Here is a 13,569-nt window from a genome sequence, read left to right as displayed (position 1 = left end):
TCACCCTGGGGTTCCTCGCGATGTTCTGGATCGCCGGGCAGCACCTCAGCATTCTGCTGCCGATCTACAGCGGCGGCGAGGTCGCGGTCCTCACCCGCTGGCACCCGCGGGTGGCGCTGGAGACGGTGGAGCGGCGCGGGGTCACCCGGATCGTCTCCCCGGCGGACGGCTACGGCGAGCTCCTCGAGCTGCTGGACACCCCGGAGTGCGCGGGCCTGGACCTCAGCTCGCTCGAGCAGTGCCAGGCGGTGTCCTTCGTGCGCAAGCTCGATGTCCCGCTCCGGGAGCAGTGGCGGGAGCGGACGGGCATCACCCTGCGCGAGGCCTCGTTCGGGATGACGGAGACGCACACCTCGGACACCTTCACCCTGGGTCTGCAGGAGGGTGACCGGGACCTGCGGGCTGAGCCCGTGTACTGCGGCTTCCCCGTGCCGGGCACGGAGATCGTGGTGGTGGACCCGGACCTCCGCCCCGTTCCCGTGGGGCAGGAGGGGGAGATCCTCGTGCATTCGCCGTCCGTCATGAGCGGCTACTGGCAGAACCCGCGGGCCACGGCGGAGACCCTGGTCGAGGGCTGGCTGCGCACCGGTGACACGGGGAGGTTCGACGACCAGGGCGCGCTCACCTACCTGGCGCGGACCAAGGAGATGATCAAGGTCAAGGGGATGAGCGTGTTCCCCTCCGAGGTGGAGGCGCTGCTGCGCATGCATCCGGAGATCGCCACAGTGGCGGTGGCCCCGCGTGAGGACGAGGCCAGGGGACAGGTGCCGGTCGCCTTCATCGTCGCCGCCCCTGGGGCGGCGCGGGATCCGGAGGCGCTGCGTGCGTGGGCGAAGGAGAACATGGCCGTGTACAAGATCCCGGAGTTCGTGTGGGTCGGGGAGATGCCCATGACGGCGACGGGCAAGATCCGCAAGACGGTGCTGCTGGAGGAGCTGGCAGCCAACGCCGGTGCCGCCGGTCCGGACACGCACGAGGGGAACTGAGGGATCGATGGAAGAGACACCCACGCTGCTCGTCGCGAATCGCGGTGAGATCGCGGTGCGGATCATCCGCACGGCCCGGACCGCGGGGATGCGCACCGTCGCGGTGCGCTCCGCGGACGAGGAGGCGCTCGGAGCTGCCGCAGGCCTCCACGTCCAGCTCGCGGATGAGGTCGTGACGCTGCCGGGCAGGGGCGCGAGCGCCTACCTTGAGGTCGAGGCGATCCTCGCGGCGGCGCGGGGATCCGGCGCGGAGTGGGTCCACCCGGGCTACGGCTTCCTCGCGGAGTCGCCGGTGCTGGCGGCTGCGTGCGCGGAGGCCGGTCTCACCTGGGTGGGGCCGGACGCCGCCGCCCTCGAGCTGTTCGGCGACAAGAGTGCCACGCGCACCCGGGCCGAGCGGCTGGGCGTCCCGGTGCCGCCCGCCACGGGCCTGCTCCGGCCGGAGGCTGAAGGCGCGGACGGCGGCGCGGACGCGGGTGCGGCCGTGGCGGAGGCCGCGGCGCTGCTCGCCGCGCACCCGGACGGGATCGCGGTGAAGGCGCTGGCCGGCGGTGGGGGCCGGGGGATTCGGATCGTGCGGGATCCGGCTGCGCTCGCAGACGCCCTGACCGCCTGTGCGGCCGAGGCCGCCGCCGGGTTCGGTGACGACCGCATCTTCGCGGAGGCGCTGGTGACCGGGGCACGGCACATCGAGGTGCAGGTGCTCGGCACGCCGGAGGGAGCGGTGGTGCTGGGGGACCGGGACTGCTCGCTCCAGCGGCGCCGGCAGAAGCTCGTGGAGATCGCTCCGGCTCCCGGCCTCGATGCGGAGCTGCGCGCCCGCCTCCATGCGGATGCCGCCAGGCTCGTGGAGTCCGCGGACCACCGGTCCCTGGCGACGGTGGAGTTCCTCGTGCAGGACCTCGGCGGCGCGGCGGAGGGGCCCGGCGGCACGGAGGACGCGGCCGCCCACATGCTCCTCGAGGTGAACCCGCGGATCCAGGTCGAGCACACCGTCACGGAGGAGGTGACCGGGCTGGATCTCGTGGCCTGCCAGCTCGCGGTGGCGGCCGGGCGAATGCCGGAGGGGCTGCAGGAGTTCCTCGGGCGGACGCAGTTCGCCGGGCAGACGGGACCAGCTGCCCGCGGCACTGCGATCCAGTTCCGCGTGAGCGCGGAGACGGTGCTGGACACCGGTGATCCCGCCCCCAGCGCGGGCACGATCGACGCGCTCACGTGGCCCACCGGGCCGGGGGTGCGTGTGGACACCTGGGCGCAGACGGGCAGCACGGTCAGCGGCAGCTTCGACTCCCTGCTGGGCAAGGTGATCGTCCACGCTCCGTCTCTCGCCGCCGCCCGCCGCGCAGGGGTGCAGGCGCTGCGGGAGACCCGCGTGCACGGAGTGGAGACCAACCTCGGTCTGCTGCTCGCCGTGGACGCGCTGCTGGAACCCGGGCACGAGGCGACCTCGGCCTACGATGCCCGCGCCGCGGAGATCGCGGACCGGGCCCGGGAGATCGAGGACCGTGCCGACCAAGACAGTGCCGACCAGGACCGTGCCGACCAGGACAGCGCCGGTCAGGGCAGGGCCGGTCAGGGCGGGGCAGGCGCGGCGCACCGCCCCGCGGCCGCCGGGCAGGTCGCAGCCCCGCAGCTCGAGCCCGGCGAGGAGCTCCTCGCCGCGCCCCTGTCCGGGACCGTCGTGGGAGTGGGGGAGAAGGCCTCCGAGTACGTGCTGCTCGAGGCGATGAAGATGCACCATCCCGTGACGGGGCCGGCGGCTGCGGCTGTGCGGCACCTCGTGGCCGTGGGCGACTACGTGACGGCCGGTGCGCCGGTGGCCGTGCTCACCGGCACCGCCGTCGGGGACGCGGAGGCCGCGCGTGCGGCGGAGCCGCATCCGGGTGTGGCCGAGGTGCAGGCCCGTCATGCAGCAGTGCTGGATGAGGCGCGTGAGGACGCCGTGGCGAAGGTCCACGCGCGGGGCCGGAGGACCGCACGGGAGAACATCGCGGACCTCGTGGATCCGGGTAGCTTCGTGGAGTACGGGCCTCTGGCCATCGCCGCGCAGACCCGCAGGCGGAGCCTGCAGGACCTCATCGACCGGACCTCGGGCGACGGCCTCCTGGGCGGCACCGCCCGGGTGGAGGGGCGCGAGGTGGTGGTCATCAGCTACGACTACACCGTGCTGGCCGGCACCCAGGGCACGCGCAACCACGCCAAGACGGACCGGCTCATCCAGGTGGCCGAGCAGCGGCAGGTGCCCCTCGTGCTTTTCGCGGAGGGCGGGGGCGGGCGCCCCGGAGACACGGACAAGGGACCGTCCGCCGGGCTGCAGGTGCCCACGTTCGCCTCGCTGGCGCGGCTGCGCGGGAAGGTTCCGCTCATCAGCGTCGTCTCCGGCCGCACCTTCGCGGGCAACGCGGCACTGGCGGGCGTGTGCGACCTCATCATCGCCACGCCGGAGGTCAACCTGGGCATGGGCGGGCCGGCGATGATCGAGGGCGGAGGCCTGGGACGCCACCGCCCCGAGGACATCGGCCCGGCGCAGGTGCACCTGGACAACGGCGTCATCGACATCCTCGCTGAGGATGAGGCGGCGGCTGTGGAGCACGTGAGGGAGGCACTGTCGGTACTCACCGGGAACCGACGGAGCGGTGCTGGTGCCGAGGAGCAGGCAGGCCAGACTGAGCAGCCAGGACAGGAGGCGCTGGAGGCGCAGGCGGAACGTGTGCGGACGGTGGTCCCGGCGGACAGGCTGCGTGCGTTCTCCATGCGCGAGGCCGTCTCCGCGGTCTTCGACCCCGGTTCGTTCACCGAGGTGCGTGCGCAGTACGGACGCGGTGCCGTCACCGGTTTCGCCCGGCTCGACGGGGTGCCGCTCGCGATCATCGCCAATGACAACCACCACCTCGGCGGCGCCATCGACGTGGACGCGGCGCGGACCATGACGCAGCATCTGCGCCTGGCGCAGAGCCATGGGCTTCCGGTGGCGTCGTTCATCGACACGCCGGGCTTCATGGTGGGGCCCGAGGCCGAGCATGAGCCCGGTGTGCGTGCGTTCGGCGACCTGTTCGTGGCCGGGGCGGGGCTGAGCGTGCCGGTGGGCGCCGTGGTCGTGCGCAAGGGCTACGGCCTGGGTGCGATGGCGATGGCGGCCGGCGGGTTCGCCTCCACGCAGTTCACGGTGGCCTGGCCCAGCGGGGAGATCGGACCCATGGGCCTGGAGGGTGCTGTGCGCCTGGGCTACGCGAAGGAGCTCGCCGCGATCGAGGACCCGGCGGAACGTCAGCGGCGGGAGGAGGAGCTCATCGCCGCGTCCTACGAGCAGGGCAAGGCGCTCATGGCGGCGATGCAGTTCGACCTCGACGACGTCATCGATCCCGCGCTCACCCGGGACTGGATACGCACGCTGCTGTGAGGTGAGCCGAGTGGCCGCATGAGAGACGAAGGGTGACGACGATGTCGCTGAAGAGACATTGGTGGGGTGCGGCGGCGATGGGCGCCGCGTGCAGTCTGCTGGCCGGTTGCGCCGGTTCCGCGGGCAGCGGGGGAGCCGGCGGCGGTGACGCGGGCGAGGGCGTGGCTCCCGGCGCGACGGCCGAGGAGTACGCCGCGGCACTGGAGGACATGGACCCCGTGACGCTCACGCTGCAGAGCACGGCGTCCTCGGCCGAGGACGTGGCGGCCTACCGGTCGGCAGGGCTCAAGGAGAGTGTGGAGGAGCTCAGCGGCGGGAAGATCACGATCGACATCGCGTACGGACCCACCATCGCGCCGTACACGGAGGTCGATGCCGCGCTGGGCGACGGCCGCATCGACCTCGCCTACATGATCCCCATCTACCAGCCGGACGACTACCCTGCGTTCTCCGCGCTGGCCGCCGGCACTGGGCTCGCGGGCACCTCCCCGCTCGTGGAGGAGCTCACGGTGAACGCCGCGATGCTGGAGGTCGCCTACGGGACGGACGGGCTCTTCGACCAGTACGAGGAACGCGGCGTGACTCCGCTCATCCCGTTCAACGCGACGAGTTCAGTCGTGTCGATGTGCACCGAGCCCAAGGAGACGCTGGACGACTGGAACGGCAGCGTCGTCTCGATCGGCTCCCGCTCGTCGTTGGAGCAGACGGAGGCGCTGGGAGCCACGGGCACCTCGCTCGAGTACACGGAGACCTTCGAGGCGCTGCAGCGCAACACGGTGAACTGCGCGCTCACCACCACGCTCGCGGCGACGATGACCGGTCTGGCCGAGGTCGCACCGCACCTCGCGTACTCGACGGAGGCCGGTTTCGGCCGTGGCGCGGGCGCGTTCGTGGGCGGGGCCGGCTACCGGCAGCTCCCGCTCGCCGCACAGCAGCTGATCTACGACCAGATGGGCGACGCCTTCAAGAACTCGCGGCGCGCGGACCTCGAGGGGACCAGCCGGCTCATGGCGGCGCTGGAGGAGGCCGGGGGCTCCATCCGTGAGATGGACGCGGAGGCCGGCGCGGTCCTCCTCGAGGCCACGGAGGGGATCGTGGCCGACGAGGTGGAGGCCGGTGCGGTCGACGCCGAGGCCACCGCGCGGATCGAGGCCGCCCTGGAGAAGTGGCGCGGCAAGGTGGAGCAGCTCGGCTATGCGGATGAGGGGGACTTCGTCTCCTTCCCGGAATGGCACGACGGTGATCCGGAGGCGCTCCAGCCGTATGCGGATGCGGTCTTCGACGAGCTGATGCTGGAGCACCGGCCGTCCTGAGCGCCGGCCGTCCTGAGCGCAGGCCTGCGTGAGCCTCCCCGGCGTGCAGGCGGGAGGGGGAGGCTGGCTAGACTCGCGCAGGTGAAACCCCTCGATCGCGACATCCTCCGTCTCGCCGTGCCCGCGCTGGGTGCGCTCATCGCGGAGCCGGCCTTCCTCCTCGCGGACACCGCGATGGTGGGACACCTCGGGGCCGACAGCCTCGGCGGTCTCGCGATCGCCACGACGGTGCTCCAGACCGTCGTGGGCCTCATGATCTTCCTCGCCTATGCGACGACGCCCCGGGTGGCGCGGAGAGTGGGGGCCGGAGACGTGCGTGGGGCGGTGTCCGCGGGCTTCGACGGCATGTGGCTGTCCGTCGTCACCTCGGCGCTCCTGCTCGCCGCAGGGCTTCCCCTCCTGGGGCCCGTGGTCCGCGCGTTCGGGCCGTCGCCCGAGGTCGAGGGGGAGGCGCTGAGCTACCTCACGATCTCCTGGTGGGGGCTGCCGTTCATGCTGCTGGTCATCGCCGCCACCGGCCTGCTGCGGGGACTGCAGGACACGAAGACGCCGCTGGTCGTGGCAGGGCTGGGGTTCGGTGCGAACATCGTGCTCAACGCGCTTCTCATCTACGGGTTCGGCATGGGAGTCGCCGGCTCCGCGCTGGGTTCCGTGATCGCCCAGGCCGGGATGGCAGCCGTGTATCTCGTGATCGCCTTCCGAGCCGCTGCCCGGCACGGTGCCTCCCTGCTGCCGCACTGGCAGGGAGTGTGGTCCTCGGCGAAGACCTCGGTGTGGCTGCTGCTCCGGAGCGCGGCGCTGCGGGCCGCGCTCATCCTCCTCGTCTTCACGGCGACGGGGCTGGGCACCGCACAGCTGGCGGCCGTGCAGGTCGTGCAGTCGCTGTTCTTCGCGCTCGCGCTGGCGCTCGACGCGCTCGCCATCGCCGGACAGGCGCTCATCGCGCTGCGGCTCGGCGCCCGCGATGTGGAGGGCGTCGTGGCCGTCAACCGCAGGCTCACCGGCTGGGGGATCTGCTTCGGTGCGGTCTGCGGTCTCCTGCTCACTCTGGGTGCGGGACTGATCCCCTACGCGTTCACGCAGGACGACCAGGTGCGCGATCTCACGGCGGCACTGCTCGTGGTCCTCGCGATCAGCCTGCCGCTGGCCGGATACGTCTTCGTCCTCGACGGTGTGCTCATGGGTGCGGAGGACGCACGCTACCTCGCGCTCGCACAGACGGCATCGTTCGCCTTCTTCGCCCTGGTGCTGTGGGCGGTGGCGGACGCGGGGCTTCTCGACGGCGTCCTGGCGGGGGTGTCGGAGCGGTTCCTGCACGGTGAGGACCCGCGTGCGCTGGGCATCTGGGCGACGTTCGTCATCGCCTTCATGGGCGCGCGCGGGCTGACGCTGGGGATCCGCGCCCGAGGCCGCCGCTGGGTGGACCGGGCGCTCGCCCGCGGGCTGAGCTAGCGCGGTCGGTGGTTCTCGGCGAGGGCTGCTGCGAGCTGGTGCATACGCGCACGGGCGGTCTCCGGGGCGAGGACTTCGATGTGGTCCCCGAACTGGAGGAGCTGACGCACCGACTCGACGTCGGGGTAGCGGATGACGAGTGCGCACCATTCGTCCTCGGTGCCGGACGCCTCGCGGATGCGACCGCCCAGGATGCGCCGGGCGAGGTCGAGACGGCTGCTTCTGAGCCGGACGGACACCTCCGTGCTCCCCGGTGATTCCGTGCGCTGCTTCAGCTCGGACCATGTCGTCTGAAGGGTCTGCTCCGGCCGCAGAGCGGCGGGCTCCTCCAGCGCTTCGTATGCGGTGAGGCGTTCGAGAGCGAACAGGCGGCCGGCGCCGTGATCATCGGCGACGAGGTACCAGCGGCCTGACTTCCCCACGAGTCCGTACGGATCCACCACCTGCGGGGAGGCGGTCTCCTCGGCGCTGCGCCTGTACAGGATGCGGAGCCGCCGCCGGCGGCGCAGCGTCGAGGCGAGATCGGCGACCTCCACCCCTGCTCTCGGCTCAGTGAGCCACGCAGTGCTGTCGATGATGACCAGGTCTGCCAGCCGGGCCAGATCCGAGACGCCGGGTGCCGCGGCCTGACGGGCGGCGATCTTGCGCACGGCGGTCCTGTGCGCGGTGCCGAGGCCCAGTCGTTCGAGCTGCTCGCTGTCCAGGCCGGTGACGGACAGAGCCTCCAGTTCCGGAGGCTCCAGGTGGGAGGCGTTGAGCCGGGCGCCGGGGAGCAGGACGATCCCACCGTTCCGGCCGCGTTCGGCGTAGACCGGCACGCCCGCTGCGGAGAGCGCCTCGACGTCGCGGAGAACGGTCCGCCGGGACACCTCCAGACGCGCCGCGAGCTCGGCGGTGGTGATGCGCGGTCGCGTCTGCAGGAGCAGCAGGAGGTGCAGCAGCCTCGAAGCCTTCATAGCGGCCAATCCTCGCAGAAAAGGTGACAGCACCTGTCGCGTTCGGGTGGTGGACTGAGGCGGTGCCGAGAACCTCTCGGCATTGAGTGATCTGCAGCCCGAGGAGGACTTCATGCCCGCGCCCAATCTGTTCCTGGTCTACGTCCAGGATGCCCACGCCGCTTCGGCCTTCTACAGCGACCTTTTCGAGATGGAGCCGAGCTTCGTCAGTCCCCGCTACATCGCGTTCGAGGTGGCCCCCGGTGTTCTCTTCGCAGTGTGGACCGGCCACAATGAGCGAGCGCCTCGCGACGATCGCAGCGCCGGTGCAATTGCGGGCGTCCCGCGGATGAGCGAGGTCGGTCTGATGGTGCCCGGGCCGCCCGCCGCGATCGACCAGATCTTCACGAAGTGGCAGTCGAAGGGCATCACCGTCGTGGAGGAGCCGCACGACGAGGTCTTCGGTCGTACCTTCGTCGTCGCGGATCCCGACGGGAATCTCATCCGGGTCGCCCCGGTGGACTGATCAGAACGGAGGCGGGTCCTCGCTGCAGAAGCCGATGCTGCCGCCATAGCCCCACCTGGCTGGGGCGGTGGTGCGGCTGCCTGCAGCGGACGAGCCTGCACCCCCGGGTGCTGTCTGCGGGCCCCGGGCGCAGCCGCTCATCACCTGGTCCACTGCGGCCCTGAGCCTGTCCCTCCGGGAGCGCGGGGCGGAACCCGCTGCTTCGCCCTCTGTCCCGCTCGCCGTCTTGCCTCCTGTCTCGTCTACCGCCGTGCCCTCGGTGGCCGACGCTGTGGCCGGCGAAGCGGCGGATACAGCGACCGTGCTGTCGCCCGTGCCGTTGCCCGTATCGGTCGTGGTGCCCGTCCGGCCTGTGGTCTTGTCCTTCTCGCCGGGCCTCACCTGGGACCGGGCGGCTGTGCAGCAGTCCGCGGTGCAGACGGCGGGGAGCGTCTCCGCGTGCTCGAGCCTGGCGCGTTCCCGGCCCAGGCGCTGGGATTCGCGGATGTAGGAACGCTCTTCTGCGGCCTCGGCCTGGGCCTTCACGTCCCTGACCCGGATCTCCCGGATCCTCTCGCGTTCACGCTCCTGCGCTCGTTCGCGCTCGCGTGCCCGTTCGGCGCGACTCCTGAGTTCCTCCTCCCAGACCAGGTCCTCGACTTCCTGGCTGTTGAGAGCGCGGATCTCGATGAGGAACGCGGCGTACTCGGCTTCGCAGTCCGGGCACTCCTCCACCGTTGCAGGGAGACTGTCCACCCCGCTGCGCATCTGTGCGAGCGCTGCCTCCAGATCTGTGTGTCTGCAGACGCCGGGCCGTTCGAGAAGCTGCGCGAACTCGATGTGAGCACGGCGCGCGGCTTCCTCGTTCGCAGCTTCACGCTGTCTCGCCAGGGTGAGCCTGCGCAGATGCTCTTCCCGTGTGCGGGCCCACCACTCCCGTTCCGTCCGGGCCACGCGCTTCTCCCGCGCACGCAGGGCTTCGTCCCTCTCCGCGATCTTCCAGGTCAGCTCCTCGTTGGCCAGCTCCCGTGCCTCGAGAACGGAGAGACGCTCGCCATGCGCGCGCTTCGCCGCTTCAAGGTGCGCCCGTTCGATCTGCAGCTCTCTGAGGTGGAGTCCCAGCCGGCTCTCCCTGGTCCGGAACTGCCTGCGGTCCTCAGCGAGGCGGAGGGAATCGCGCAGCGACAGCGCACTTCCTGCCTGCCGCAGACTCTGGATCTGTCGTTCCTCCGCCTCCAGGCGAGCGAACACATCCGCCGCGAGGCGGGCAGCGGCCTGCGGAGTGGTGATGCAGCGGGGGAGTGCGATGTCCGGCGGCACGGGTGTCGAATCTCCGGCCGAGTCCGTCTCTGCGATCTCTGCGATGCTGCGCGAGAGGACCGCACCCGCGTCGATGGGCGGTGCGACGGTGGTGACGGTGACGCCGAGCGGCAGCGACCAGAGGATCTCATTCGCGCCCGTTCTCTCCATTCTGATGATGCCGGCCGTCTTGAGCGCATGGCACCGCCGGCACATCGGGTGTCCGTTCGAGGGGTGCGTGGGTCCGCCCCTCTCCGGGCGCACGTGGTCGAACGGGATGCCGTGTTCGAACTCCGCATTCTGCGCCGGAGCGGTGCACCCGGGCGCAGTGCAGGTCTGCCATTTGGTGTTGACGACCGTCCGCGTCGCACGGGTGGGTGCGTAGGTGCGTGCGGGCTCGTCGAGGACGGTGCCGGTCGCCGGATCGGTGAGGATACGGTGCCAGTCACGGGAATGCGCCGCAACCTGGCGGGCGAACTCCGCCGGAAGCGGAGCGGCACCGGCGAGTTCGCCGGGGCGGTCGTCCGCCCGGAGCAGAGCCGTGGCGGGAACCGTGACACTCACGGTGGCCTGCCGGCGGAGCCACTCACCGTCGGTGGGACACAGGACGCGCACCTGATGCCGACGCATCTGGTCGGAACCACCCAGAGGATCTCGGTCGGACGGAGCGCCTGTACCTGACGGAGGCCCACTCCTCTCCGAGCTTCCTGCTCCTGTGCCCGGGCGGAGAGGGACTTCTGTGCGGGGAGCGCGTGATCCATCCCCGTCACCTGCTTCGATGACGCTGGTGACGGTCTCCGGACGGGAATCGGCGAGGAGGTCGAACATCATCTGGCCGAACTGCCGCTCGTCCACCACCTGCGCCGTCACCGGGGCGAACCCGAGCCTGCAGGCAGGAGCTCCCCCGAGCCCGCCGGCGGGGGCGGAGTCTGCGTATTCCAGCGCCCCTGCTTCGTTCGTCCCTGCTTCGTTGGCATCTGCAGAGCGGGCATCTGCAGAGCGCGCTGAGCCGCCGTCCTCGAGTTCCAGTGCGAGGGCGCCGATCTGGCTGCGCAGGATCGCGCGCGCCATGCCCCGGGTCCGCTGGTACAGCGCCTCGAGGATCACGAGCGGACCGTGCATCGTCAGTGAGCCGCTGCCGTCGTCGTGGCGTTCCAGGACCACCCGGCGTTCGCGGCGCACCTGTGCGGGCGTGAGCGAGGTGCCTTCCAGCGCGGTGATGAACTTCTGCGCCGCGCGGAGATAGCGCCCCAGATCCAGCTTCCGGTCGAGGTCCGTGAGGAACACGTCGAGAAGGTGCAGCTGTGCGAGAGACATCAGCCGCGTCTTGGGCAGCAGCCTCTCGATGCGGTTGAACGGGAGATCCCCGTTCTCCACCGTGTGCAGGAGTTCGGGCAGGCCGAGCAGGACGAGGACGGCTTCCGCCGCCGCGCCGCGTTCGCGCACCTGCGTGGAGTTGTGGACAGCGGAGAGAGTCATGGCGTCCTGGCGTGGCAGAAGCGCGGAGAAGAAGGCTCGGAGGGAGCCGTCGTGGGTGCCTGGAAGAACCGGCACGGTGGCCGGGACGCAGGGTGCGGACGCCGGGTCGGCACCAGGTTCGAGGGACGACACGTCAGCGGGCGCAGGCGCCCCCGGAGAAGATTCGAACAGCAGCCCGATCTCCTCCTCGCCGTCCTCGAGGATCTGTGCAAGTGCGAACCGTGCGCGCTCACGCAGCTGACGCGCCTGGAGCTGATCAGCCGCGCGTGCGCTGACGGCGAGCGCTTTCAGAAGTGTGCCCGGGTCCGGTGCAGCGGAATCGTGGGCAGCGCACAGGAGCGGCTCGGCGGCCGCGGCGGTCTCGGTGCTGAGCGCATCCGCCACGGCCCGGAGCGACGCTGTGACGGCCGAGGAGTCCGAAGACGCGTTCACCAGCTCCCGGACCTCGGCAAGGCTCGTGGGATGTGACCGCTCTGCGACGGAGGAGGGCTGGAACTGTGCCGGAGGCGATGCGACGGTGACGTTCATCAGGAGCTCCTCCTCTCTGAGGGGCTGGTGCGGGGACGCGGGGCCTGTGATGCGGTTCGAAGAGCGCGGGAGGAAATCTCTGAGATGCGTGAAGCGGCTTCGAATGATCTGAACGGACCTATTGGTTCGATTCTATGCTCGATCCAGAAGGAGTCAAGGGAAATCGAATCACGGTTCGATTACGAGTGAGGAGGGTGCCGTGATGCGCGGGCGGGGCGAGTCGGACAGAATGGTGGCATGAAGCTTCTTCCCATACCGTCTGAGAGCGCGGCGGAGGCCGACCTCCTGCCCTTCCTCGCGCAGGCAGTCAACTGGTCGATCGACCGCCGTCCGCTCACGGAGGAGGAGACCCTCGCGGACGAGGTTCTCGCCGGCTACGTCGAGGGCTGGGGGCGTGCGGGGGACATGGGCGTCTTCGCGGTGGATGACGAGGGCGAGCGCGTCGGCGCGGCATGGGTCCGGCTGCCCACCGAGGACTGGCGCGGCAGCGGGTGGGCCGGCGACACGATTCCGGAGCTCCTCATCGCCGTGGCCCCGCAGGCCCAGGGCGGCGGCGTGGGCACCCACCTGCTGCGGGCGACGTTCGATCTGCTGCGTCTGTCCGGGAAGGGGAGTGTGAGCCTGGCAGTGAGCGAGCAGAACACCGCCGGCTCCTTCTTCGCGGAGAACGGCTTCACCATCGCCGGCAGGCACGAGGACGCGGACGTGCTTCTGCGCAGCCTGTGATGCCGAGGCCAGCCGCGAGCCTGCCGGCCGGACTCCGGTCCGGTGCGGTCGGGAGCGCCCCGGCCGGGAGGCACGCAGCTCTGCCGCCCCACGACTGCTCACCTGCTCACCCTGTTGATTCGGAGGATCCATGGCTCACCCATTCGACGAGCTGATCGTGCTCACCGCCCCGCCGGCTGACGGAACTGCCGGTGTGGTCACCGCGCCCACCGGCGCCTCGGACGCAGCCACGGCTCCGCGCACCGTCCTCGCGCACACGCACCCCGCCTGGGCGAACATGGTGGGTCCGTTCGGCGGAGCGACTGCCGCGCAGGCGCTCGCCGCACTGACCTCGGACCCGCGCGCGCAGGGACGGCCTGCTGCGCTCACCCTCAACTTCACGACCGCCATCGCGGACGGGGAGATGCGCATCACCGTGGAGCCCGTCCGCACCAACCGCTCCAATCAGCACTGGGTGATCCGCGTCGAGCAGGAATCGGGCGTCGTCCTCACCGGCACTGCGCTGTTCGCCTCGGACCGTGAGACGTTCTCCGACACCGAGGCGGTGCTCCCGGCCGAGGCGGGTTCCCCGGAGGAGCACTCCGTCTCCGGTCGCCTCAGCCTCCCGTGGCTGGAGAACTACGAGTTCCGCTTCGTGAAGGGCGCGCCCGAGGCCGACCCGCATGCGCCGTCGCCGTCTCCGGACTCCGAGAGCCTCGTCTGGTTCCGTCCGGTGCAGGAGCGGGAGTGGGACTATCCTGCGCTCGCCGCCGCTGCCGACGTCTTCTTCCCGCGCATCTTCCTCCGCACCGGGCAGCCGTCTCCGGCCGGGACGATCAGCTTCACCGTGTACTTCAACACGGATCCGCAGGAGCTCGCCGGCCAGGGCCGGCAGCTGCTCGGCCGTGCCCGGGCCTCGCGGCTGCACAATGGCCTCTTCGCCCAGGGGGCGCCCGGCGGGGGGGAG

Annotated in this window: 9 protein-coding genes; 7 read left to right on the top strand and 2 right to left on the bottom strand. The window is 71.1% G+C overall.

Annotation, left to right across the window (positions count from 1 at the left end; all coding sequences use genetic code 11):
- From Q0A33_RS07055 to Q0A33_RS07040, 4 genes are all read left to right on the top strand, one after another.
- Positions 1 to 986, top strand: a 986-nt coding sequence (locus tag Q0A33_RS07055; RefSeq protein WP_291794733.1) for an AMP-binding protein, incomplete at its 5' end; no start/stop codon positions are given.
- 7 nt (positions 987 to 993) lie between these two features.
- Positions 994 to 4,386, top strand: coding sequence for a carboxyl transferase domain-containing protein (locus Q0A33_RS07050; protein ID WP_291794732.1), 3,393 nt, complete (start codon positions 994 to 996; stop codon positions 4,384 to 4,386).
- A 41-nt stretch (positions 4,387 to 4,427) separates the two neighbouring features.
- A complete protein-coding gene (locus Q0A33_RS07045; RefSeq protein WP_291794731.1) occupies positions 4,428 to 5,699 on the top strand; it encodes a C4-dicarboxylate ABC transporter substrate-binding protein in 1,272 nt (423 codons plus the stop codon).
- Positions 5,700 to 5,780: 81 nt separating this feature from the next.
- Complete coding sequence (locus tag Q0A33_RS07040; protein WP_291794730.1) at positions 5,781 to 7,151, top strand: MATE family efflux transporter; 1,371 nt, start codon at positions 5,781 to 5,783, stop codon at positions 7,149 to 7,151.
- Here Q0A33_RS07040 and Q0A33_RS07035 read toward each other — a convergent pair.
- Positions 7,148 to 8,107, bottom strand: coding sequence for a WYL domain-containing protein (locus tag Q0A33_RS07035; protein WP_291794729.1), 960 nt, complete (start codon positions 8,105 to 8,107; stop codon positions 7,148 to 7,150). The genes Q0A33_RS07040 and Q0A33_RS07035 overlap by 4 nt on opposite strands.
- Positions 8,108 to 8,189: 82 nt before the next feature.
- On the opposite strand from Q0A33_RS07035, the gene Q0A33_RS07030 reads away from it, so the two are divergent.
- Positions 8,190 to 8,612 carry a VOC family protein gene (locus Q0A33_RS07030; protein ID WP_363316542.1) on the top strand — a complete coding sequence of 141 codons (423 nt, stop codon included), beginning with the start codon at positions 8,190 to 8,192 and terminating at the stop codon, positions 8,610 to 8,612.
- On the opposite strand, the gene Q0A33_RS07025 is transcribed toward Q0A33_RS07030, so the two are convergent.
- The gene (locus tag Q0A33_RS07025; RefSeq protein WP_291794728.1) at positions 8,613 to 11,897 is read right to left on the bottom strand and encodes a hypothetical protein; all 3,285 of its coding nucleotides are present in this window, start codon (positions 11,895 to 11,897) and stop codon (positions 8,613 to 8,615) included. It abuts the gene before it with no gap.
- A gap of 237 nt (positions 11,898 to 12,134) precedes the next feature.
- Between Q0A33_RS07025 and Q0A33_RS07020 the strand changes: the two genes are divergently transcribed.
- Together Q0A33_RS07020 and Q0A33_RS07015 are read left to right on the top strand one after the other, a co-directional pair.
- Positions 12,135 to 12,623: a GNAT family N-acetyltransferase gene (locus Q0A33_RS07020; RefSeq protein ID WP_291794727.1), complete on the top strand. Its 489-nt coding sequence runs from the start codon at positions 12,135 to 12,137 to the stop codon at positions 12,621 to 12,623.
- A gap of 130 nt (positions 12,624 to 12,753) precedes the next feature.
- Positions 12,754 to 13,569 (top strand): thioesterase family protein (locus Q0A33_RS07015; protein WP_291794726.1); only part of this gene is annotated, 816 nt, incomplete at its 3' end.

It is taken from the genome of Brevibacterium sp. (assembly GCF_022712115.1).
Lineage (GTDB): Bacteria > Actinomycetota > Actinomycetes > Actinomycetales > Brevibacteriaceae > Brevibacterium > Brevibacterium salitolerans.
This window is presented reverse-complemented; position numbering and strand designations above follow the sequence as displayed.